This is a genomic window from Fischerella sp. PCC 9605 (assembly GCF_000517105.1).
Taxonomy (GTDB): domain Bacteria; phylum Cyanobacteriota; class Cyanobacteriia; order Cyanobacteriales; family Nostocaceae; genus PCC9605.
Window position 1 is genome coordinate 1,032,848 of the sequence record NZ_KI912149.1, and the last position, 24,433, is coordinate 1,057,280.

Genomic DNA, 24,433 nt, shown 5'->3' on the forward strand with positions numbered 1-24,433 from the left:
AACCCAAATGTTAGCACAGAAGACTATTTTCCTCTTTGTGTCTTTGTGTCTTGGTGTTTCCAGAATTCTTTTTTCACCACAAAGACACTAAGACACCAAGAACAATCCATTTCCAAGACTTACACCTTGATAGGGATACCACTAACCACTAACAGTCACCACGAGCAATACATTTATTTACGCTGATGTACATAAAATAAGTTTATGAGCAGCATCTACCCACCCCTAGAAACGCAACGTTTGATACTGCGAGACTTTGTAGAATCAGATTGGCAGGCAGTGCATAACTACGCCTCCAATCCGGAAGTCGTTCGCTATTTGCCTTTCGGCCCCAATACCGAAGAAGACACCAAAAATTTTTTGCAAACAGAAATAAAAATGCGACGTAAAAGACCTCGTCAGCATTTTGGTTTTGCAATTACTTTAAAATCAGACAAACAAGTAATTGGTTCCTGTCACATTTCCATCACCAATCCCAGCAAACAAGAAGGTTCGATCGGATACTGTTTAGCTAAGGAATTTTGGGGGCAAGGATATGCAACTGAGACAGCACGCAAACTTTTAGATTTTGGTTTTAAGCAATTAAGTTTACATCGAATATTTGCATTTTGTGACCCAAAAAATACTCGCTCAATGCGAGTGTTAGTGAAAATAGGTATGCGACAGGAAGGCTATCTGCGCGAGTATGAATGGATCAAAGGTAAATGGCGAGACTCTTTGTTATATGCTATCCTAGATCGGGAAATGATGCAGATACAACTTCTCAGTATTTACGCTGATAAAACTTATTAAAAATGTAGCATTTTACGCAATTTATCTAGTGCGATGTAGGGCACGCTTGCGCTTCTGAAACCTTATCCATGACCGACGCAATGCTGCGGGAGCAGGATGCTTGGCATCATATACTACAATCACATTCGTTAGAGGTCGTCTGGCACGGACTAGAATTTTTCCTCTGACGGCTAACGCCCTAGATGTTCCTCCATCTAAATTCATGGCTTCGTAGCAGCCAAGAGCTCTCATTGCTCGCGCCATTTGTTCTAAAGTCAGTTTTTGATTGAAACTCACTATAATCAGCTTTTTACCACTAGCAGGAAATCCAATCGCCGTACGTTTAGCTGTACCTAACACGTGCGGATCTTTGAAACCTTCTCGTCTTGGTTTGAGCCAAATTTTTCCCCGTCTCAGCAGTCTGGGGCCACTAGTGATTGAAAACCAATGCTCTCTCCATTTTGGTTTACCATCAACCCGTGCCGTCACCATTTCAGGTTTGTTTCCCACTCGTAAACCTAACGTAGTACCATAATTTTCCCATCTACTATATTTGAGGAATCTTCCTCCTGCTACCATGTTGCCCATGACACTTTTCCGGCGATTCTTGGCGAAAAATGTACCGTTAACAACAACCGCAGCATCATGTCGAGCCATCATCTTATTAAATTCCTCATCACCATTACTACGCCGTGCTGAGTTAGCAACACGTGCATTGTTTGCTAAACCAATAGTGATGAAAGTATTAAAGTCAGTGAGATCAACAATCACCCGATGAAAAGATACACCATTGATTTTGCCTTTGTTGACTTGTACAGTTTTAGCAGCGGTGGGCTGTACTAGTGTCAACTCTTGTACCAATAAAGCACCTGCCAGGAACAAGAAAGACCAACGGCATATCTTGGAACTTGCCATAATCAACTCCTCACTCTATTGTCTAGATTGAAATACCTAAACCCTTGCTGATTCTGTCAATATGGAGACGGTAAGTGGAGTGATGGGAAAGTGGGAGCGTGAGAGATGGGGAGATAGGGAGATGGGGAGATGGGGAGACAAACAACAACCAACCACCAACCACCAACCACCAACAAATGACCAATGACTAACCACTATCGATATCTTCTTTTCTATAAACCCTATGGCGTTCTCAGCCAGTTTACAAAAGATACTCCCACTCGCAACACGCTCAAGGACTATATTTCGATTCCTGATGTGTATCCAGTGGGACGTTTGGACTGGGACAGCGAAGGTTTGTTGCTTTTGACGAACGACGGACAATTGCAATATCGCCTCTCGAATCCTCGGTTTGGACATAAACGTAGTTATTGGGTGCAGGTAGAACGAATCCCTGATGCTACTGCACTCAAAAAGTTAGAAGAAGGTGTAGTGATACAAGATTACCGTACTCGACCAGCAAAGGTACAGCTGTTAAGTCAAGAACCTATAGTACCCGATCGCGATCCGCCGATAAGATTTCGCAAAAATGTACCAACTGCATGGTTGGAGATGACCTTAACAGAAGGAAAAAATCGGCAAGTACGGCGGATGACAGCCGCTGTGGGGTTTCCGACTTTACGACTTGTGCGGTTTGCGATCGCTCACTTGCATTTAGATGGTCTGCAACCAGGCCAATGGCGCAATCTGACATCAAGTGAACTGGAACTTTTACATAATTTGACCTCTCAAGCCAACTCGTCAAGTTGGCAAAAAGGCTTGATTACTTAGGGAATGGGAGAGGGGGAGAGTGGGGGAATAACCATTAACTCTTGACTCTTGACTTTTGACTCTTGACTCTTGACTTATTTGTGCCTTCTTTTCTTCAAGATATATTGCTAAAAATTCTTTAAGTCTAATTTTTGGATAAAAATTGAAGCAATTTACACAAAACAGAGATTATGCGCTTTACATAAGTTTTTATTCGCTTTTTTTCACGAAAATTACGCTATAAGCAGTATAATATTCTTTTCTTTTTAACCCCCTAGTTAACACCAGCGCTTGGGTGCAAGTTTAAGTCTTATGAGCCTTAATCAGCCATCTAGCTGGCATCACGCTTGCCAACAACAACATAACATAGTGCCTGTAACACCTGGACGCTTGGAAATCGTGCCAGAACGAACCTTTGACGTAGAACTTTGCACACCAGAAACCTGGCGTAGTACTCAAGAAGAACTTTTATGGTATCGCAAATTGTATGAAAATACACCTTGTGTGTACTTAACTATTGACAAAACTGGGATAATACTATCTGTCAACCATTTTGGTGCAAACAGCCTTGGTTATTCTCCGGAGGAATTAATACAACAGCCTGTTTTTAACTTATTTGCTTGCTCAGAACAACAAAGGTTATCTGATGGATTGATGGGGTTATTTGGGGGTTCGCAAGAAAGCGAAGTTTTCAATCGGGAATTTCGCTTGAACTGTCCTAACAGTAAGATGGAATGGGTAAAAGTGGTAGCACGGATTTTACCCTCTGGGAAGGAAAATCCGTTGATTCTAATGATTTGTGAGGATATCACAGTCCATAAACTTTCTGAAGACGCCTTACGAGAAAGCGAACAGCGCTTTCAAATTATGGCCAACACCGCACCAGTCATGTTGTGGATGGCTGGCTCTGATGGTTTATGTAACTTTTTTAATCAGTCTTGGTTAGAATTTACTGGACGCAGCAAGGAGGAAGAACAAGAACTAGGCTGGCTAGAAGGAATTCATCCAGAAGACAAAAATTTATGTACCCAAACTTACGAATCTGCTTTTCATAGATACACGCGATTTCAGCTTGAATATCGCTTTAAGCGTTTTGATGGTGAGTATCGTTGGATTTTAAATACAGGAGTTCCTCGGTTTACTCCAAGTGGCAACTTTGCTGGTTATATTGGTTCAGCAATAGATATTACAGAACGAAAATTAGCAGAAGTCGCTCTTAAAGAAAGCCAAAAATCGGCACAGACGCAATTAGAGGAAATGGAAAACCTCAATCGCCTCAAAGATGAGTTTCTCAGCACTGTTTCCCATGAACTCAGGACGCCGCTAACTAACATGAAAATGGCGATACAGATGCTGGGAATTGCACTCAATCAAGAGCAAAATCTACTACTAGAAATGACAAAGCCACATGCAGAATGCTCAAAAGTAGCTCGCTACTTCCAAATTTTAAACAACGAGTGTGAGCGAGAAATTAACCTGATCAACAACTTTCTGGATTTGCAGCGGTTGGATACAAGTTCTAAACCTTTGGTGTTGGAGACAGTTCAAGTTCAGGTGTGGTTAGAGCGAGTAATAGAGCTATTTCAAGCACGCAACCGCAATTGTTACTTGCACAATTTACAACTTAGCATACCTGACAATCTTCCTGCTTTAATTTGCGACCCATTCAGTCTGGAACGCATTATCATAGAACTACTTACAAACGCTTGTAAATTCAGCCCTCCGGGTGCAGATATTCTCGTTGCCGCGGAATCAAAATCTAACTGTATTCAACTACAGGTAAGTAATTCTGGTGTAGAAATCCCTGCCTCGGAATTGCCGCGGATTTTCGAGAAGTTTTACCGCATTCCCAGTAACGATCCTTGGAAGCAGGGAGGTACAGGATTGGGATTAGCCCTGGTACAAAAACTGACTAAATACTTGGGAGGAACTATCAAGGCAGAAAGTGATTCAAACTGTACTTGTTTTACGATTCAACTACCACTCTAATAGGCACTAGAGAATAACAATTATGAATTATGAATTATGAAATTTTCAGCATTCATCATTTATAATTCTCACCTCGTCCCTAGTCCGGCAAGTTATTGTGAAAAATTAACTAGCCTAGATATGAAATATACAGTTAGTATGCGTAAAAATTAAAACTGCCACAAAAATTCACTTGTGAAATTACAATCATTTGTAGTTCTACTGGAGGCAGGGGCTGCTATATTGTGGCACATTTGATCTTAGTGGCTAGAAGCACCTTGGAGCGGGAATTAAGGAACTTCCACAATGCTGATTTGCCCTCAGTGTAAATTTGAAAACCCCAATTCCAACAAATTCTGTCAAAACTGTGGGGCCTCTCTGACCCACAAGGTCTGTTTTGAATGCAATGCAGAAGTACCTGTGAATGCACAAAGGTGTCATAACTGCGGCGCAGAATGTGGCAGAGTTTGGTTGGCAATTATTACAAAGGAAGAAAATTCTCAACCTGGGGAAGCAGTGAAGATACCTTCTGTTGAGAGAGAGGTAAGGAGATTGGGAGATGAGAAGAAAGATGATGGGGAGATTGGGAGATGGGGAGATCGGGAAATGGGGAGATCGGGAGATGGGGAGAAAGATTTCACCCCATCTCCCCAACATCCCACCACCTTATCACAGAAGCCCCATAACCCCAACCCTACGGGAAGCCCCCCAGAAGGCGTCTACACCCCATCTCTTCTCCCAGAAGGCACTTACTTAGATCAACAACAGCGCTATCAACTGCTAGAACCGCTGCCAAACTTGGAGGAAATACCCACCAATACTTGGGTATGCGTGCAAGTTTTAGATTGCCAGCCGTATCAAATTTCGCTGCTTGAGGCAATGGTAACTAATCAGTCTCAAGGGTTGGTAGCACCATCATTAATGGATACTGATGGTTTTCCTTCCCTAGCGAAAGCTTATGTTATCCTACAACCCCACGTTCACCAAGGTATACCGCCGATTCATGATGCATGGCAGCAGGATGATATACAGGTAGTACTTATCGAAGACCGCTCTGATTGGCCTTATTTACTGGATTTGTGGTGTGAGGAAACAACAAGTTCTTTGCAGATGGTCAACTGTTTTTATCAGATGACGCGACTTTGGGCACTGCTAGAACCACTTAATTGTTGTCATAGTCTTTTAGAGTTGTCGAATCTACGGTTAGATGAAGACCAAGCAGTGGCACTACAAATGTTGTACGTGGAACCACTAAACAGCAATAGTGCTGACCAAGCATCTGCTACATCTGAAGAACCTCCCACAATTGCAGCTTTGGGACGTGTTTGGCAGAAGCTATTTCGAGAATCTCAACGTACGCAATTTGGCTCTTTGTTACAACTGTTAGGAGATCTGGAAATAGGTAAGATTGAGACACTGTTGGAGCTGCAAACACGTTTGCAGGCGATCGCCACTGAACTACAACCAACGGAACTACAACCAACCTCTAGTGTTAGTGAGTCAAATCTCACTCCTGTCGAAAATCAAACAACTAATTCGCCCACCATCGTGCAATTAGACGAAGCAGAAGAAGATTACAGTACCAAAAGTGATGACCTACCTACAGTAGTGCTGCCAATGCAGTTAATCAGCTTGGAACACGCCGGACTCACCGATGTAGGGCGTCAGCGGCATCACAACGAAGACTACTTTGGCATTGATACCAAAATTAATAGGCTGGAATTGCCCAATAGCCGTAGTGTGCAGGCTCGTGCTTTGTATATTCTTTGCGATGGTATGGGGGGACACGCCGGCGGAGAAGTAGCAAGTGCCTTGGCCGTTAATACGGTGCGACAATATTTTCAAACTCATTGGATTGATAATGAATTGCCCACAGAAGACCAAATCCGCGAAACAGTGGGACAGGCCAACCAAGCAATTTACAGTGTCAATCAACAAGATGCCCGTTCTGGTGTCGGGCGCATGGGTACTACTCTAGTCATGCTTCTCATTCAAGATACTCAAGCTGCTGTAGCTCATGTGGGCGATAGCCGCCTCTACCGCCTGACTCGTAAAGGAGGTCTAGAACAAATCACGGTAGATCACGAAGTAGGTCAACGGGAAATCTCTCGAGGAGTGGAAGCCAGTGTGGCTTACGCCCGTCCAGATGCCTATCAACTCACTCAGGCCCTTGGCCCTCGCGATGAAAGCCTAATTGTTCCTGATGTGGAGTTTTTCGAGATCGCCGAAGATACTTTATTTGTCTTGGCATCGGATGGTTTATCAGATAATGATTTACTAGAAACTCATTGGCAAACTCACTTACTTCCCCTGATCGGTTCTGACGCTAACTTAGAAAGCGGTGTTAAGAATTTAATTGATATGGCAAACGATTACAATGGTCATGACAACATTACTGTTGTACTTGTACGGGCAAAAGTGCGCCCAAATTTAGAAAGTCAAAAAGGAATTGTTCATGGTTAGTTGTTAGTGGATAGTGGATAGTGGTTACAAGAACAACCAACTACTGACTACTAACTACTAACCAATGTACAGACGTGCCATGGCACGTCTGTACTAACTACTAACTACTTCCAATCCCTAATTCCGTTACCTTATTACCTTGTAATGTGGTTATTCTGACCCTGTTAGAACCGCAACAAAAAATGCCCCTTCAAGAGTGGCATTTTGAGGACGAGTCCGTAATTCGGATTGGTCGCTCGACCGATAATCACGTTGTTTTAACCGATACTCTGGTATCCCGACACCATCTAGAACTAATACAAATTAGTTCTGATTCTTATGGCGGTTCGTGGCAGGTGATTAGCAAAGGTACAAACGGCACTTTTCTGAACGGTGTTTTAGTGACTCAGAGTCCTCTACCAGATAATTCGCTACTGCAATTGGCACGGGGAGGCCCGATACTAAAATTTCACATTGAACAGGTAACTGCTCCAAACAAGCCAGCAAACTTATCTAACACTTGCACTCACGAAGGGAACTCCCCTAACAATCTATTTTGCATCCACTGTGGTCAACCCCTCTCTGTGCAACAAACAATTCGTCATTATCAAGTGCTGCGGACACTAGGACAGGGAGGTATGGGTACTACCTATCTAGCTTGGGACGAAACAGGAAAAATTACTGGACACCCCCAACTGCTGGTTTTGAAGCAAATGAATGCTGACATGGCGAAAATTGCCAAAGCCCGCGAATTATTTGAACGAGAAGCGCACATTCTTAAATCTCTTCAACATCCAGGTATTCCCAAGTATTATGACTTTTTTGTGGAAGGGGGAAAAAAGTATCTGGCAATGGAATTAGTCCACGGCCAGGATTTAGAAAAATTGATTTTGATTAAGGGGCCGGTGACTCCAAGTCAAGCGATCGCCTGGATGATCGAAACTTGTGAAATTTTGGACTATCTGCATGGGCAAGATCCTCCACTGATTCACCGCGATATTAAACCCGCTAATTTGATGGTACGAAATTCTAATAATCGCATAGTGGTGCTGGATTTTGGTGCAGTCAAAGAAATTGTTGGTACTGCACCTGGCACTCGTATTGGTGCAGAAGGTTATTGCGCTCCTGAACAAGAACGGGGACAACCACTCACACAATCAGATTTGTATGCAATTGGACCCACGCTCATTTACCTACTTACCGGCGAAAATCCTTTCAAGTTTTATCGTCAACAAGGACGAAATTATCGATTTAATCTGACAAAAGTCCCTACTATCACCCCCGAATTAGCAAAGGTAATTGACCGTGTTACAGAACCATTGCCACGCGATCGTTATCAAACAGCGAAGGAAGTAGCTGCCGCATTAGCAGCTTGCAAATAAGAGTTGGTTAGTTGTTAGTTGTTGGTTGTTGGTTGTTCTTCCAAACAACAAACAACTACCAACTAACAACTCCTACTTCCTATTCTTCGTCCCAAGCTTCTACTGCCAATAAATCGCTCACAGGGTCTTGCATGCTGAACCCAAAGTCTAACAATTCTTTTTTCCAGTGCTGCCATTCATTACCGAAGAGCAAAGCGATTTTCCAAATGCTATCGGTTGGCTTGATAATCTTTGAGTCTACGAGTGATTGCACGTTACGCTGCAATTTCACCATTGGGTGAATTACTTGCTGAGTCATAACCTCGATTGAATTTAAATTCAGATTTGGTTTGGTAAATGCTTAGTCAAAACTGTTTTCCGTTTGGGAATTGTTGCCGATGCGTAGAGTTAGGTACTTTGGCAATTACAGTCTTAGCTTCTTAACTATATCATAACTAACTCTACTTAGTTGCTGTCCAATTCGGTTTTGTACGGTAATCACCACCAAAAAACTCAAATTGTGACCATCGGCCTTTGCAGACACTTACAAAAAAACTTGTCGTCCTGTTGATAGCATAGATAGGATGATAAGGAACAACTGGTAAAATTTTATTCGTTTTTTCATTAGCATGTGTGCGCTATTTGACAAACCCATAAAATCAGGGCTTGATGGTAGGTTTTTCGGTGAAAATTAAACCTTGCAAGCTTGAGACATCCACCATCTCTAGCAAATTGTTATATAGAATATCGCAAACCTCTGGGATTTGATGACAAAGTAGGCAATTTTTATAAAAATTTAATTATTTATTCAGAAAGTAAGACTATAAAGACAACAGGAAAATAGCGTTTTTGCTTTGATGATGAAAAGAAAATGACAAAAAATCATAGCTCGCAAGCCCAAGATTCATCTGCGGGAATAAGGGCGCAAGGCAATTTATTGCCCATAACGGTTTTAGAGTGATGGTAAAGTCTCCAGAAGCCAACTCTTCGGTAGTCTTTACTCCCAATGATTAAATATCACCTCAATCAAGCGCATAACAGCTTAACCAACTGCCATTCTTGCCTCAAACTGTCCAAAAGCAGAACTCGCGGGTGATGTTCCAAAAAATTTCGTGCTTTTGACACAATGGTTACTTTTGACAGATTAATGCTTGTAACTTGCAAACTGCTATTAGCTTACAAATATTTTTTAATATTTCATATATAGGTTGCGGAATATATGAATCATAAATATCTATTTTGATTAAAATTCAGGATTTTTAATTAGAAATATTTTTCTTATGCTTCAAAGCGATTAGTGACTAAGGATTGGAAGATAGCAGTAAATTTTAGAAGGATATTAAATTCCCTCCAAAATTTAAAATTGCTTTCCCTGTACTAGATACCCAGCACCCAATCCCAGAGTGGCGATTCCTGAACGACACAGCAGCATAGAGACCACAGTCTCCTCACCGCGACCATTTGCCCTATAACTTTTAACCTTGTCCTAAGCTTTTTCTAAAAGAATATTATTTTTAGACTCGCATAAGTATTAGAATTGGTGAAAAAATTGAACGGCGAGCAGCCATAGGGCATTCTCGCTGGCAAGGGATGCACGAGGAAATCAGTGAAAGTTTTAGTTGTAGGTAACGGCGGGCGGGAACACGCCCTTGCTTGGAAACTATTGCAGTCAAAGCAAATTGAGCAAGTTACATGTGTGCCGGGAAATGGCGGAACAGCCAGCATGTCACGCTGTCAAAACTTGCCCTTAAAAGTAGATGACTTTGAGGGCATCAGCCAATTTGCCCAAAAAGAAGGAATTTCTTTGGTTGTAGTCGGGCCAGAAGTACCTTTGGCTAAGGGTATCTCAGACTATCTCCTCTCACAAGGGTTGATGGTTTTTGGCCCGACCAAAGCAGGAGCACAAATTGAAGCAAGTAAAGCTTGGGCAAAAGCCCTGATGCAAGAAGCAGGAATTCCAACAGCACACGCTGCGGTATTTACCCAAGCTGCTGCTGCAAAATCCTACGTAAAAGAACATGGCGTACCAATTGTTGTTAAAGCTGATGGTCTGGCAGCAGGTAAGGGTGTTATAGTTGCTCAAACATTAGACCAAGCCATTGAAGCTATTGAGGCAATTTTCCAGGGACAGTTTGGTAATGCTGGAAGATTTGTTGTCATTGAAGAATGTTTGATAGGGCAAGAGGTTTCCGTTTTAGCCTTAACCGATGGATTAACAATTAGACCTTTATTGCCAGCTCAGGATCACAAGCGTATTGGTGAAGGTGATACAGGAGAAAATACTGGTGGTATGGGAGCTTATGCTCCAGCACCCATTGCTACACCAGAGTTAATGGAACGCATTCAAAAACAGGTTTTAGAAAAAGCGATCGCAGCCTTAAGGAAAAAGAACATTGACTATCGAGGCGTGCTTTATGCTGGGTTAATGATTACCTCTGATGGCAACATAATGGTTTTAGAATTTAACTGTCGTTTTGGCGATCCAGAAACGCAAGTCATTCTGCCGCTTTTGGAAACTCCTTTAGAAGAGTTAATACTTGCCTGCATTGAACAGCGTTTAGCACAAATGCCACCCATTGCTTGGAAACCAGGCGCTGCTGCTACTGTCGTTGCTGCCTCTGGCGGTTATCCTGGAACTTATGAAAAGGATAAGGCGATCGCGGGTATTCCAGAAGCCGAGGCACAGGGAGCAGTTGTGTTTCATGCTGGAACCAAGTTGCAAGAGCAACAATTGCTAACAGATGGCGGTCGAGTTTTAAATGTCACCGGCGTAGGGGAAAATTTTGAGCAAGCACTAGCCCAAGCATACGCCGGAATGAAATGCATTAACTTTGAGGGTATGTATTATCGGCGAGATATTGGCCATCGGTTGAAGGGAATAGGTTAGGGGAATAGATGGGGAGAGTGGGCATCGGGCATTGGGTATCGGGAATTGGGCATTGGCAATAACTAGCAACCACTAACTACTAACTAATGACCAATGACAAATGACAAATGACAAATGACTAACCACTAACCTATTTACCTATTTATCTAGATTAGCTGCTAATTTTTAGTTGTTGGGGTTGCGTGTTCAGCTCCATATGCGGACTCTCTCCTTTAAACTGTAGCTTACTCTCCCAATGGAAAGTGAAGTCAAACAGGAGAGAATGTCAAGCAAACGACCACAGCCATAACAACTTTTTATTTAAGATGCTGGCTTTGTTAAAAACAATTCGAGAAGCGATCGCCAATTGGTGGTCGGAGTTCACTCTCCAGACCAAGCTTTTGGCTGCCGTAACCTTAGTGGTATCTTTGGTGATGAGCGGTCTGACTTTCTGGGCAGTAAATACAATACAACAGGATGCGCGTCTAAATGACACTCGCTTTGGTCGTGACTTAGGACTGCTGCTTGCTGCCAACGTTGCTCCCTTAATTGCTGACCATAATCTCACCGAGGTAGCACAATTTTCCCAACGCTTCTATAGCAGCACTTCCAGCGTGCGTTACATGCTCTACGCTGATGATACTGGAAAAATCTATTTTGGCATTCCTTTTTGGGAGCCAGAAGTGGAAACTTCTCTGACCATTGAGCGACGCATACAACTGCCTGATGATTACGCCACTGATGCCGATAAGCCGATGGTGCGGCAACATCTGTCCCCAGATGGTGTAGTTACTGATGTATTTGTGCCTTTAAAGGTTGATAAAAAGTATCTGGGTGTTTTGGCGATCGGCATCAATCCTAACCCTGCCGCAGTCATTTCTACAAATTTCACTCGCGATGTCACTATTGCCGTATTTATCTCGATTTGGGTAATGGTGATTTTGGGAGGGGTGATTAACGCTTTGACAATTACCAAACCAATTAAAGAACTGCTACTGGGGGTAAAGCAAATTGCTGCGGGGAATTTTAAGCAGCGTATTGACTTACCATTTGGAGGTGAACTCAAAGAGTTAATTTTCAGCTTTAATGAGATGGCAGAGCGCTTAGAGCGCTACGAAGAACAGAATATTGAGGAACTGACTGCCGAAAAAGCCAAGTTGGAAACTTTGGTTTCCACTATTGCTGATGGTGCGGTATTGATAGATGACCATATGCAGGTAATTTTAGTCAACCCCACAGCACGTCGCATTTTCGGCTGGGAAGGTGTCGATGTTGTCGGCGGGAATGTTCTGCATTTCTTGCCATCAGCAGTGCAAATGGAAATCACTCGCCCTTTATACGAAATGGCAGCAGGAGAATGTGAAAGTGCCGAGTTCCGCATTCCCTTTAACCAGCCAAGTAAACGTACTATCCGCATTCTCCTGACTACTGTACGCGACCAGCAAAAGGAGAATGTCAAAGGCATTGCCATCACCGTGCAAGATATTACCCGTGAGGTCGAGCTAAACGAGGCAAAAAGCCAATTTATTAGTAATGTTTCTCACGAACTGCGAACCCCCCTATTTAACATCAAATCTTTTATCGAAACTTTGCACGAATACGGCGAAGACTTGAGTTTAGAGCAAAGGCAAGATTTTCTAGTAACTGTTAATCATGAAACCGATCGCCTGACGCGTTTGGTTAACGATGTTTTAGATTTGTCCAGGCTGGAATCTGGTCGTAGTTATCACTTGGACGGGGTGGATCTAGGGCAAGCAATTGAACAAACACTGCGTACTTACCAACTTAATGCCAAAGATAAAGGTATTGAATTATTCCAGGAAGTAGAACCCAACTTGCCCTTAGTAGTAAGTCATTATGATTTGTTACTACAAGTGTTGGCGAATTTACTGGGTAATGCCCTAAAGTTTACCAAAGCTGGTGGTAAAGTCGTTCTCCGCGCCTACCAGCTACAACCCCAGTCCCAAGACAGCGCTAGTCCCCGTCGGGTGCGAGTAGAAATTTCCGATACTGGCATCGGTATCGCCCCAGAAGACCAACAAGCCATTTTCGATCGCTTCTTCCGGGTAGAAAATCGCGTTCATACTTTGGAAGGAACTGGTTTGGGACTATCAATAGTTAGAAATATCATTGAAGAAAAGCATCACAGTAAAGTTCATCTGGTTAGTGAAGTCGGCGTGGGTACAACTTTTTGGTTTGACCTAGCAGCATATGAAGAAGCACCACTGACCTCAGTTGAAGCTACTAATGTAGTTTAGTACATCACGGCGAATTATTAAAACACGGAGAACAGAGGTTAGCGCACCAGGTAGCAGAGGTAAATTCTATTCGTTACGAACTTATGCAAAGCTGTACTTAGTTTAAATAATAGAACTTACAGCTTTTCCAGAAAGTGATGTAGAAGCAAACCTAACTGCCTCGAATGCGTTAGCCACAAGCAATGTCCTGCCCCCTCAATTCGCTCAAAACAAGCAAAAGGCATCAGGTGTGTCACCTGTTCGACAGGCCAGCTTGGGCGAATGTCCTTACTACCTACTACTGCTAACATCGGTGCTGCGAGCATTGAGATCTGCTTCCACAAGGTTGGTTGTTTGATAAACGCCTTCCACGAAAGATTGCACACCTCATTCACTTCCAGGTTCGGTGGATAAGCAAATTCTGGCGTTTGGTCTTCTCCTGCGTCGCGCCTTCTGCGGTAGGCATCCTTCCAGTCCTGATCGTTTTGTAGACCTCTACCAGATAGGTAAATCACACCACTGGTGCAGATAGGGTGTGTCAGAGCATACGCAAGCGCGACATTTGCCCCCCAAGAGTGACCCAGCACTACCCACTGTTCAAAATCAAGCATTTTGCGGAGTTCATCGAGGTCTGCGATCGCTGTCTGAAGATCGTATGGTGGTGTCAGAGAAGAACGACCACACCCCCGCGCGTCAAAGCGGATTGTGTGTACAACATCATCTATGAGTGAAGCCACAGGTTCAAGATAGTCACAGCAGCCTGGGCCACCACTAATTAAAACCACAGGAAAGCCTTCGCCTTGTTCAGCTACCCATAATGTAGCTTCGTTCGCTTGCAGAAAGTGTTCTTTCACGCTGAAGAAATTGTCATTAAGATTGCAACAGAGCAATGAGCAAACACACTAAGAATAAAGCCAATAACAACAATAAAGTCTGATTGCGTTTAACCCAGTTTCTAACACTAGTGCTAAAGCTTTTAGCTTCACGCAACTGTTGCAATTCCAACTTGCTCTCTTCAATATTTTGGTACAGCGTACACTCTTTGGCGTAGGGACGCTGGGGAAAATTGCAGGTATCATCGGCATGATAGCTGCAACTGTCGCAGAGATATTTATCTTTAGTAGCCCGATGCAAAGGAATACCGGGGTGTCCGTAAGCTTTTAGCTGAGTACGACAATAGGGGCAGTTAACAGCCTGTCGGTCTACCGGTTGATGACAACGAGGGCAAGTAGCAGTGTCCACAGCCTGAGTGTCAATAACTAAACATCTCGATTTTAACTGTACTTCCAGGCTATCAGCCAATTATTAATACTAGGTTGCAGTCAAAGATAGTACTTCCCTCACCCCGCCTGTCGGCACCCCTCTCCCAATTTGGAACAGGGGAGGGGGAGAGGGCACGAATTGCTATATCTGAACACAACTTGGTATAACTACAAAGAACACCCTACACATGAAAAACTTTCTTCCTTCTTTCAAGTCAGCCTTCCGAAATCTCAATCTGCTAAGCTGTAGATAATATCGAGTCTCGACACATATTAAGCGAAATAGCCAAAATGAAGTAGTCACACAAAAGCCTTGCTCGAACACATCGAATGTCAAAAAAGAATAATCACGACAAGCACGGCAAATTCGCTGAAAAATAGTCATGTTCTAAAAGAAATTTCATAACTTAATCTCTACATCAAGCCGCCTTCAAGGTGTCTGCGGCGATGTTGATAGCGCGTGTAAATAATACCCATCATCTGTACCAAATCTGGTTGGATTACCCCTGTTGCCTAAAGTCCACACAGGATGACTTGGCCTGTACAGTCACGACTGATAGTCGCTGCGGGATATAAGGCTTATACGGCTTCAGTGTACCAATTTACACGCATTCCTATTTAGCGCGTTCAAGGTTTGAGAATGCAAAAAAAATCAATACTTTTAGCTGAAAATTTAGCTTACGAACTCAATTCAACTAGGACTTTATTTCAAGGAGTCCACTTAAGCATTGAAGAGAGCGATCGCATTGCTTTAGTTGGTCGCAATGGTGTGGGTAAATCAACTCTGCTGAAGATTCTCACAGATCAAATTACCCCTACTACTGGTTCAGTTTGGCGTAATGGTATTATTTACTATCTGCCCCAAATTAGTACCATCAAGGAGCAAATCCAAGCAGAGTCATTAATTGATTTCTTAAGTTCCATATCTGATGAATGGTGGCAAATTGAGGAGATTTTGCAGTCAAAATTTCATACAAATCTTGACCTATCTCTACCATTAACAAACTTAAGTGGTGGAGAACTCACAAAACTATTTTTAGCGATTGGTTTATCTCAACAGCCAAATATTCTGCTATTGGATGAACCAACAAATCACATGGATCTTGCCGCACTAGAAAGTTTGAGTTGGTTTCTCAAGGACTTTAATGGTGCGTTTGCGATCATCTCTCATAAGCCTTTTTTCTTAGATCGGGTAGTAGATACTACTTGGGAACTTACACCTGAGGGAATTAAAGTATACGGAGGAAATCTTTCTCTGTATCGAGAACAGAAACAAATAGAATTAGAAGCGGCAATCAGGAATCACGAAGTTGCTAGAAAAGAACTCAAACTCGCTAAAGAAACTGCTCTCAAAGAACAGCAACGTGCAGCCCAATCTCGTAAAAGCGGTCGTGGTAAGTTTCTCGATGGCAGTATGGGTAGAGCCGCAGCTGGACTGATTAAAACAAAAGCGGAATCATCAGCAGGGAATGCAAAAAAGAAACACGAAGCTGCAGTAGCAAAGGCAACTCAAAAAGTTACTGAGACGAAAGTCAAAACTACAAAGGCGACGAACATTCAACTGGAAGAGAACAGTCAAAAACGCAGAAATCTGATTGATATTCAAGGCGCAAACCTTTGGGTGTCAAATCGCCTGCTAATTCAGAACATCCAGCTTCATATTTCCTCTGGCGATCGAGTCGCCATTGCTGGGGCAAATGGTTCAGGTAAGTCTAGTCTGGCAAAGGCAATTTTGAACTCGGGGAAGTTCTCCGCATTTTCCCATGAAGCGTTTCTAGAGTCGGGTGAGATCTTACTAGCTCCAAAAATGAAAGCCGTTTATCTAGATCAAACTTACCAGTTTGTGAATCGAGAGCAAACAATTCTAGAAAACATGCAAGCTGCTAATCCTCATCTGGGCTATCAGCTTTTGCGGCAACAGTTAGGACACTTCCTGTTTAAAAACGATGATGTCAATAAATCCGCATCGGTATTGAGTGGGGGTGAGTTGGCAAGATTAGCGATCGCCATTATCAGTATCTCTGAAATTGATTTGCTAATTCTCGATGAGCCAACCAATAACTTAGATATCGAAACTGTCGAGCAAATGGTGCAAGGTATCAATGAATATCAGGGTGCGCTTTGGGTTATTTCCCATGACTTAGACTTTCTCAGTCGCATCAACATTACCACAGCCTTGAAGTTGAGTAATCAAGCCCTGCAAATGACTGCATATCTGCCTAATGAACCGGAGGAGTACTATCAAGAATTACTCAACTGAGCAATCGGATATACATTAACTGCGATAATTTCTAGCAAAAGCTAGGACGAGCAGGCGATTTGATACCGCCTGTCCGAGGTTAAGACTGAACCCACAGAGTCTTTACTGTTTGCATGGGGTTATCGTTATCTGTAGAAAATTGCTGAGTTTCTGTAAGCAAATATTCTAAGAAAGTACTAGCAGTAATCGAAAGCTGCTTTTTCTTGGGAAAGATCACATGCCACTGGCGATTAATTGGGAAACCATCTACATCTAAAATTGCTAGCTGATTTCTCACTTCTGCACAATTGAGCGTATGCATCGATAAAACTGAAAGACCTAAACCGTCAATCACAGCTTGCTGGATGGCTTCGTTACTACCGAGTTCTAGGTTGATGCGTGGGGATATTCCACGTTGCTCAAAAAACTGCCGTACCAGCTTGCGGGTTCCTGAACCCTCCTCCCGTACAATCAAGGGTTCCTCTGCAAAATTCTTCAAACAGAGTTTATGCTGCTTAGCAAAGGGATGATTTGCAGGAGCGATCGCCACAAGTGGATTATCTAAAAATGGCTTTGCCTCTATATCTTCTCTATTGGGTGGACAACTCAGAATATACAAGTCGTCAAGATTTTCATTCAGTCGCGTCAACAGCGCTTCATGATTTGTGAACTCTAGGGCAACTTTAACACCAGGGTAGAGTTTACAGAAAGGTTTCAGCAACTTTGGGATGAAGTACTTAGTCGTAGTGACTGCTGCTAACCTCAGTTTTCCCTGTTTCATCCCCTTCAAATCAACTATCGTTGTTTCTAGGCGATCTAGGCACTGAAAGATTTCCCTACAGCTATGCAAAACTTCTTTACCTGCTTCTGTAAGGTAGATACGCTTACCCACTTGTTCAAATAGGGGTAGCCCGATCGCCTGTGCAAGATGCTTGACTTGCATTGACACAGTAGGCTGAGTTACAAACAACTCTTCGGCAGCACGGGTAAAGCTACAGTGCCTTGCAGCAGCTTCAAACACCTGCAACTGATCTAGCGTAACCGAGTTCAGGAGGTTATCCTTTTGTCTGATTTCACTCAGAGGACTTTTCATAAACAGATTTACTCAAGAAACAAGGAAAAAACTTAAGTAATTCTCATGCTTTCGTTTTGAACGAAATTCATGAGAGTCTCTCGTGAAAAAAATAGAGAACTTTAACAACATAAAAGTTGTTTAATCTTAATATACAATACTTTAACAACATTCATGTTGCTAAAGTCAAAATGGTTGAAAATATCCCCGTGGTAATAAATTCATAGTTAATATCTGAATTTGTTGTTTGTTGGTATTTGGCGGTGAGCCAACACGGATCTTCACTCCCCATCTAGATGCCCTCCGGGCGGCTTTTCGTACGCCGTAAGGCGTTAGAGTACTTTTCCAAAGGGAGTTCCTGCGGGCTAGGGTTGCTTGGTTGCTTGGAACAAATACTAAATACCAAATACCCAACAAAAACAACAGCAATAAAGTAGAAGCAGTAAGGCAAACGGGCAAGTTATAATTTTTGTGCGGATGGACGTAACAAAAATTTATGAGTAACCCCCTTGTGCAAGCATTTTTTGTGGGCAGAGCAGTAGCTGAAGTACTTACAGAACGTTTAGAAAACGCCTTTACTGACGCTTTGAGCGAAGTAGGCAAATTTGATGCCGAACTTAGAGAGCAACTGCGCCAGTTTACAGACGAAGTCATGGAGCGAGCAAATCAAGCCAGCGAAGCTGCTAGTACTGGTGAATTTGCTACAGCAGTTGGGCAAACCAAGACCGAGCCAGTTGATTTGCAAGCAATGATTGATGAACTGCGAGCAGAAATAGCTTTTTTACGAACTGAATTACAACGCTATCGCAGTGGCAGAAGCTGAGGAAAATAAATAGTTAGTAGTTAGTGGGTAGTGGTTAGTGGTCAACAACGACTAATAACTAACAACTAACAACCAACAACCAACAACTAACAACCAATTAGGGTTAAGAGTGTCTCTTATTTCTACTGACTCGGTTCAAAACCAGCGGTACGCAGTGGATATGGAAAAAGGTTATACAGATAAAGCATACCGTTGGAATCGCGAAAACTATTCCAGTAGACGGCGTTTTGTAGACATTTGGTCATTTGTGTTGACCTTGATGTTCAAATTTTGGCTCTACAAAAAATCTTGGAGTTACCCAGGTGGAGTCACTGAAGCCAAGCAAGCTGCTAGACGCAAAGCGCAAGCAGTTTGGATTCGCAATACTCTACTGGATTTAGGGCCAACTTTTATCAAAGTCGGACAACTTTTTTCTACCCGTGCCGATTTATTTCCCAGTGAATATGTAGAAGAACTGTCAAAGCTACAAGACAAAGTACCGGCTTTTAGCTACGAACAGGTAGAAGCAACTATTGAGCAAGAACTGGGCAAAAAAATTCCCGAACTCTTCCACAGTTTTGAGCCAATTCCCCTAGCTGCTGCTAGCTTGGGGCAGGTACACAAGGCTGTGCTGCACTCAACAGAAGCGGTTGTTGTTAAGGTTCAACGCCCAGGACTAAAAAAGCTGTTTGAAATTGATTTAAAAATTCTCAAAGGTATTGCCCGCTACTTCCAAAACCATCCGGAATGGGGACGGGGGCGAGATTGGATGGGAATTTATGAAGAGTGCTGCCGCATTCTTTGGGAAGAAATTGATTATCTCAGCGAAGGTCGCAACGCCGATACTTTTCGTCGGAATTTTCGCACTTACAACTGGGTGAAAGTACCACGTATTTACTGGCGCTACACTTCATCACGAGTACTGACGCTGGAATATCTTCCGGGTATTAAAATTAGCCAATATGAAGCTATAGAGGCTGCGGGTTTAGATCGTAAACAAATTGCTCGTCAGGGCGCTCAAGCCTATCTGCACCAGCTACTCAACAATGGCTTTTTTCATGCCGACCCCCACCCTGGCAATATCGCCGTTAGTCCTGACGAAGGCGCTTTGATATTTTACGATTTTGGCATGATGGGGCGGATTAAGTCCAACATCCGCGAAGGACTGATGGAAACACTATTTGGTATTGCTTCCAAAGATGGTGATCGCGTTGTTAACTCTCTGATTGATTTAGGCGCATTAGCACCAACGGAAGACATGGGACCGGTGCGGCGTTCTGTCCAGTACATGCTGGATCATTTTATGGATCAACCTTTTGAAAATCAGTCCGTAGCTGCTATCAGTGACGATTTGTACGAGATAGCTTATAATCAGCCTTTTAGATTTCCAGCTACTTTCACTTTCGTCATGCGAGCCTTCTCGACTCTGGAAGGCGTGGGCAAGGGGTTAGATCCGGAATTTAACTTTATGGAAGTTGCCAAACCATATGCAATGCAGCTTATGACTAATATGAATGGTTCTGATGCTGGCAATAGCTTTTTTAATGAATTAGGCCGGCAAGCTGCTCAAGTAAGTAGCACAGCACTTGGATTACCACGTAGACTGGAAGATACTCTAGAAAATCTAGAGCGCGGAGACGTACGCCTTCGCGTTCGGTCAATAGAAACAGAGCGTCTACTGCGGCGGCAAAGCAGTATTCAGATAGGGATAGTCTATGCCCTAATTATTAGTGCTTTTACGCTTTCAGCAACGATTTTATTCGTTAATCATTATTTTTGGCAGGCGCTTTTGATTGGTTTGATCGCAGCCGCAGTATCATGGTTGCTAATTAGACTGCTGATGCGTCTCGACCGTTATGACCGTATGTATTAATAGTTGCAAAAAAAATATATGAAACTTAATTTTACCGGTATCAGCGATCCCGGGCTTATTCGTTCTAATAATCAAGATGCTTACTATATTGACCCAGAAGGGCGCTTTTTCATTGTTGCTGATGGGATGGGTGGCCATGCAGGGGGTGAACAAGCAAGTCGCATTGCTACCGAGGAAATGAAAAAGTACTTGGTTGAAAATTGGGATTCTTCAAAGTCCTCACCACAATTGCTAGAGGAAGCTTTATGGCGAGCTAATGAAGCGATTTTGCAGGATCAGCAAAGTCATCCTGAACGTGCTGATATGGGGACAACGGCTGTATTAGTGATGTTTCGCTCTGGAGAACCCCCTTGGTGCGCTCATGTTGGCGACTCCAGGCTATATCGGTTGCGAGAGTCCGAATTACAACAGCTAACTGAAGACCATACTTGGGTAGCACGCGCTCTCAAAATGGGTGATATCACGTCTGAGGAAGCGCGAATTCATCATTTTCGTCATGTCTTGTCCCGTTGTTTGGGACGTGAAGACCTAAATCAGGTTGATGTTCAACAACTAGATGTGAAAATCGGCGATCGCCTGCTGTTGTGCAGTGACGGACTGACAGAAGAACTTGTTGATGAAAACATTGCTTGTTACCTCAAAGAAAGCCCGTCAATAGAAAAAGCAGCTATTTCTCTAGTCGAAGCTGCCAAACAAGAAGGCGGACACGATAACATCACTGTCGTCATCGTCGCTGTTGAAGGAAATAGTCAGTAGTCATTGATCATTGGTCATGGGTCATTGGTCATTGGTTAGTAGTTAACAACCAACAAACAACTACCAACAAACAACAAATGACTAATGACTAATGACGTAAATATACTCATCATTTTGTTCAGGCTGAGCATTTTTCCTAGTTACAACTTGATACAAATACATTTAACCTCTGAAGGAAGTTACCAACAGAGGCTGATTTACATACTTTGGCAAGTTGACATCTTGCATTTAATACGGTATGGGGAATATAATTCAAATTCATACCCTTTATTTCCTCACTAACGTTAGGAAAAAGGGAATTCCACTACCTAGCCGATACTGAAAAACCCAAAGTTTCCCGAAATTTGCTCTGGAAAACTTGGGGTTTATACCAGTAGGCAGAAAAAACAAGACGCTTGTTAGTCAAAAAATCTCCACCAAAGGGTATGGGCAATTTGTCAAACAGTTGTTATCTTTCTTAATACGGGGGAACAAATGTACGACAGATATAAGTCCAATCTGTTACCCATTTGGGATCTTCTGTAATCGAAACCTTATACTCGTTTTTTAGGAGTTTACTATGGACAAACCTATCGAACTGACTCTAGAACAGCAATTCAGCATCCGCTCTTTTGCTACTCAGGTGCAAAACATGAGCCATGACCAAGCCAAAGACTTTTTGGTCAAGCTCTACGAACAAATGGTAGTACGGGAGGCAACTTACAAAGAGCTTCTCAAGCACCAATGGGGTCTAGATTCAGGTTCTTCTTGGGCTGCGTAGATTTTTAGTGTCGCGGTCGGCGACCTCCTTCTCTTGCTCGGTTCCATCGGAGGAAAGGAGCTGGGGATGCCGGGGCGTCAACTCCGATAAGCAAATCCAAATTCAAAATCGATAACGGACAGTAAAACTAATTAAGTTTTTGGCTTTTATCTTAAATTTGGTCTGAATATAATTAGCCTTAAAGATGAACTTGAGAGGTGCGCTAGCACTATTAATGGACTGCAAAAAAACACCTAACCCAAGCCTGTACGTTTTTACGTTACAGGCTTTGTATAATTAAGCATTTTTACACTTTCAAATTTACTTAAGGTTAATTGTCTCGTACCCTTATTATTTATATTTCTTATGGATTTATTTTGCAACTCTCAGACAGATTTTCTTAACAATAATTAATATTTAGTAGAGCGATACTTAAAAACTCAATAAAAATAGTTCTTCCTTCTTCCTTCTTTTCAAATTAGGCAGAAAGGTCAAAGGTCGAATCTGTATCCATCGCTTGCAGCTTTGCTAGAATTTGAGGCTTTATCTTTTCATATTCAGTTTTGAGTAAATTTTTGCTAAGTTGTGGATCGCCAGATGCCATCAGTGTGTTGCTCATCGTTACCCACTGTTGGAGTCGTTCACGTTGAGCAGAGGCAATAGTTGAAACAATCATATGAGCGTAGTGATTAGGTGTCTCTCGGGTAAAGAACAGTAAGCGGTAGTAACCAGTTTTTGCTAGTAAGCGAGCGATTTCTTGACCGATATTTGTTTTGAGATCGAGATAGTAAGGCAACCATTTCGGCCCATGTTTGCAGTTGTAGAGCAGGGTAATCCACAACAACATGGGGTGGGGAGCAGTAATGAAAAGAAATTGATTGTAGCGGGTACAGGTTAAACGCTTTTGAATTTCCTCGTGCGGTAGCATTACCCACAACGCAGGCTTAAGCTCTCCATTGAGACGGATGGGCTGAGGAAAAACAATATTAGCAATGGGTTTATTTTGCGGCCAAAAAGCTTGTTGTAAGATTTCGCCGTTGGATGGGGATGTGCGTAAATCGATATTAGATTTATGCTCAAACTCAATTTTTCTTGGTGGGGGGCTAACAAGAGCGGGTAAATTAGTGCTTGGCTCGTGGGTGGATGTAATATCCAACTGTTCTAGGGATGTTAAAACCTTGAGAATTTCACCGATATTTTGGGGGCGATCGCTAGGTGACTTAGCTAGACAGCTCATCACCAAATTTTCCACTTCCTTTGGTAGTTGCAAGGTGGGAGCAACCTCAGTAAAGGAACGCGGTGGTTGAGTATGATGTGCTTTATACCATGCTCCAAAAGAATGAGTTGGGGCAACCAAGGGCATCTTACCTGTGAGCATTTCAAACATCATCACACCTAAACTATAGATATCAGAGCGGTTGTCTAGCTCCTTGCCCTCCATTTGTTCGGGTGAAGAATAAGCCAGGGTACCTAAATAATAGTTTGTATAATTGCTATCTGCCTGTAGTAATTTAGCAATACCAAAGTCCAGAACTTTGACTAACTCCCCAAAACTGTCGTCTTGAACAACCAGCATATTGCTGGGCTTAATATCGCGGTGGATAATCGGATAGATTTTACCATCAACAGAAATGCCGTTGTGGGCGCATTGTAACCCCAAACTAATTTGACGTACCAAACTCAAGAATCTTGTTAAAGATAGGTCTTGCTTGCGAATAATATGGTTGAGGCCTTTTCCTTGCAGATATTCCATCACGTAGAACGGGGTATCATGTTCGTCTACGCCATAATCCATGACTCGAACAATATGAATGCTTTTCTGTCCTAATAGGGCACAGGTTTTTGCTTCTCGCTCAAAACGCTCCTGCAATCGCATTTTTTTATTTTGGACTGACAGAGCAAGAAACTTAACAGCGACGGGTACACCCCCCAACAAAACATCCTTAGCACAATAAACCCGACCCATTGCTCCGGTACCAATTAACTCTTGAAGTTGGTAACGGTTGCTAAGTGAGCGACCAATGTTGGGGTCTGACATAAAAAAATTGACTCCAATGTTAAACAATAGCGGATGATACAGCTTTCTGTGAGGGTAAAGGATAAAGGGGAAGGGTTAAAGGGATTGTTTTTTTCTTCTCCCCTTTACCCTTTGATCTTTTTCCATCTCTTGAGGTTTACTATGAGTAAGAAAGATGGCTCACAAAAATAGGAGTGGTTGATTTACCCTGGTATTTCGTACCATCCCTAAATTTGCTTCTGATTTAGTTTGCCCACTTTTGACCTAGTTAATTAACTTTGGATAGTAGATAGTAGTTAGTTGTTAGTTGTTATTGGTATACAA

The 24,433-nt window shown here is 42.7% G+C and carries 19 protein-coding genes; 13 read left to right on the plus strand and 6 right to left on the minus strand.

The features are described 5' to 3' along the window. The first annotated feature begins 204 nt into the window (after positions 1-204). Complete coding sequence (locus tag FIS9605_RS0119430) at positions 205-792, plus strand: GNAT family N-acetyltransferase (RefSeq protein WP_026734085.1); 588 nt, start codon at positions 205-207, stop codon at positions 790-792. Positions 793-813: 21 nt separating this feature from the next. Here FIS9605_RS0119430 and FIS9605_RS0119435 read toward each other — a convergent pair whose 3' ends face one another. Then, a complete protein-coding gene (locus tag FIS9605_RS0119435) occupies positions 814-1,686 on the minus strand; it encodes a phosphodiester glycosidase family protein (protein ID WP_026734086.1) in 873 nt (290 codons plus the stop codon). A gap of 61 nt (positions 1,687-1,747) precedes the next feature. Between FIS9605_RS0119435 and FIS9605_RS46140 the strand changes: the two genes are divergently transcribed. The 5 genes from FIS9605_RS46140 (at position 1,748) to FIS9605_RS0119460 (ending at position 8,267) form a co-directional block, all read left to right on the plus strand. Further along, positions 1,748-1,873, plus strand: coding sequence for a hypothetical protein (locus FIS9605_RS46140; RefSeq protein ID WP_269321055.1), 126 nt, complete (start codon positions 1,748-1,750; stop codon positions 1,871-1,873). After that, a complete protein-coding gene (locus tag FIS9605_RS0119445; RefSeq protein ID WP_026734087.1) occupies positions 1,870-2,496 on the plus strand; it encodes a pseudouridine synthase in 627 nt (208 codons plus the stop codon). The genes FIS9605_RS46140 and FIS9605_RS0119445 overlap by 4 nt, the downstream gene beginning before the upstream one ends. A gap of 291 nt (positions 2,497-2,787) precedes the next feature. After that, entirely contained in the window at positions 2,788-4,464 is a 1,677-nt protein-coding gene (locus FIS9605_RS0119450; RefSeq protein ID WP_026734088.1) for a sensor histidine kinase, read from the plus strand. A 285-nt stretch (positions 4,465-4,749) separates the two neighbouring features. Continuing rightward, positions 4,750-6,906, plus strand: a complete 2,157-nt coding sequence (locus tag FIS9605_RS0119455) for a serine/threonine phosphatase (protein WP_026734089.1) — start codon at positions 4,750-4,752, stop codon at positions 6,904-6,906. A gap of 146 nt (positions 6,907-7,052) precedes the next feature. Beyond that, positions 7,053-8,267 carry a protein kinase domain-containing protein gene (locus tag FIS9605_RS0119460; RefSeq protein ID WP_026734090.1) on the plus strand — a complete coding sequence of 405 codons (1,215 nt, stop codon included), beginning with the start codon at positions 7,053-7,055 and terminating at the stop codon, positions 8,265-8,267. A 79-nt stretch (positions 8,268-8,346) separates the two neighbouring features. On the opposite strand, the gene FIS9605_RS0119465 is transcribed toward FIS9605_RS0119460, so the two are convergent. Next, positions 8,347-8,565, minus strand: a complete 219-nt coding sequence (locus tag FIS9605_RS0119465) for a DUF4327 family protein (protein ID WP_026734091.1) — start codon at positions 8,563-8,565, stop codon at positions 8,347-8,349. 1,287 nt (positions 8,566-9,852) lie between these two features. On the opposite strand from FIS9605_RS0119465, the gene purD reads away from it, so the two are divergent. Then, complete coding sequence (purD, locus tag FIS9605_RS0119470) at positions 9,853-11,133, plus strand: phosphoribosylamine--glycine ligase (RefSeq protein ID WP_026734092.1); 1,281 nt, start codon at positions 9,853-9,855, stop codon at positions 11,131-11,133. Between the two features lie 305 nt (positions 11,134-11,438). After that, complete coding sequence (gene nblS / locus FIS9605_RS0119475) at positions 11,439-13,370, plus strand: two-component system sensor histidine kinase NblS (protein WP_026734093.1); 1,932 nt, start codon at positions 11,439-11,441, stop codon at positions 13,368-13,370. Between the two features lie 116 nt (positions 13,371-13,486). On the opposite strand, the gene FIS9605_RS0119480 is transcribed toward nblS, so the two are convergent. Together FIS9605_RS0119480 and FIS9605_RS0119485 are read right to left on the minus strand one after the other, a co-directional pair. Next, positions 13,487-14,203: an alpha/beta fold hydrolase gene (locus tag FIS9605_RS0119480; RefSeq protein ID WP_026734094.1), complete on the minus strand. Its 717-nt coding sequence runs from the start codon at positions 14,201-14,203 to the stop codon at positions 13,487-13,489. Between the two features lie 16 nt (positions 14,204-14,219). Next, complete coding sequence (locus tag FIS9605_RS0119485; protein WP_026734095.1) at positions 14,220-14,591, minus strand: zinc ribbon domain-containing protein; 372 nt, start codon at positions 14,589-14,591, stop codon at positions 14,220-14,222. Positions 14,592-15,251: 660 nt separating this feature from the next. Between FIS9605_RS0119485 and abc-f the strand changes: the two genes are divergently transcribed. Beyond that, the gene (abc-f, locus tag FIS9605_RS41100; protein WP_026734096.1) at positions 15,252-16,871 is read left to right on the plus strand and encodes a ribosomal protection-like ABC-F family protein; all 1,620 of its coding nucleotides are present in this window, start codon (positions 15,252-15,254) and stop codon (positions 16,869-16,871) included. A 79-nt stretch (positions 16,872-16,950) separates the two neighbouring features. On the opposite strand, the gene FIS9605_RS0119495 is transcribed toward abc-f, so the two are convergent. Continuing rightward, positions 16,951-17,943, minus strand: a complete 993-nt coding sequence (locus FIS9605_RS0119495; RefSeq protein WP_026734097.1) for a LysR family transcriptional regulator — start codon at positions 17,941-17,943, stop codon at positions 16,951-16,953. Positions 17,944-18,418: 475 nt separating this feature from the next. On the opposite strand from FIS9605_RS0119495, the gene FIS9605_RS0119500 reads away from it, so the two are divergent. The 4 genes from FIS9605_RS0119500 (at position 18,419) to FIS9605_RS0119515 (ending at position 22,113) form a co-directional block, all read left to right on the plus strand. Then, complete coding sequence (locus FIS9605_RS0119500) at positions 18,419-18,745, plus strand: DUF6825 family protein (RefSeq protein WP_026734098.1); 327 nt, start codon at positions 18,419-18,421, stop codon at positions 18,743-18,745. 160 nt (positions 18,746-18,905) lie between these two features. Next, positions 18,906-20,597, plus strand: a complete 1,692-nt coding sequence (locus FIS9605_RS0119505; RefSeq protein ID WP_026734099.1) for an ABC1 kinase family protein — start codon at positions 18,906-18,908, stop codon at positions 20,595-20,597. 18 nt (positions 20,598-20,615) lie between these two features. Next, positions 20,616-21,353, plus strand: a complete 738-nt coding sequence (locus FIS9605_RS0119510) for a Stp1/IreP family PP2C-type Ser/Thr phosphatase (RefSeq protein WP_026734100.1) — start codon at positions 20,616-20,618, stop codon at positions 21,351-21,353. A gap of 559 nt (positions 21,354-21,912) precedes the next feature. Further along, positions 21,913-22,113 carry an NblA/ycf18 family protein gene (locus FIS9605_RS0119515; protein ID WP_009455637.1) on the plus strand — a complete coding sequence of 67 codons (201 nt, stop codon included), beginning with the start codon at positions 21,913-21,915 and terminating at the stop codon, positions 22,111-22,113. A gap of 457 nt (positions 22,114-22,570) precedes the next feature. On the opposite strand, the gene FIS9605_RS0119520 is transcribed toward FIS9605_RS0119515, so the two are convergent. Continuing rightward, positions 22,571-24,130 carry a serine/threonine-protein kinase gene (locus tag FIS9605_RS0119520; RefSeq protein WP_026734101.1) on the minus strand — a complete coding sequence of 520 codons (1,560 nt, stop codon included), beginning with the start codon at positions 24,128-24,130 and terminating at the stop codon, positions 22,571-22,573. Positions 24,131-24,433 lie beyond the last annotated feature (303 nt).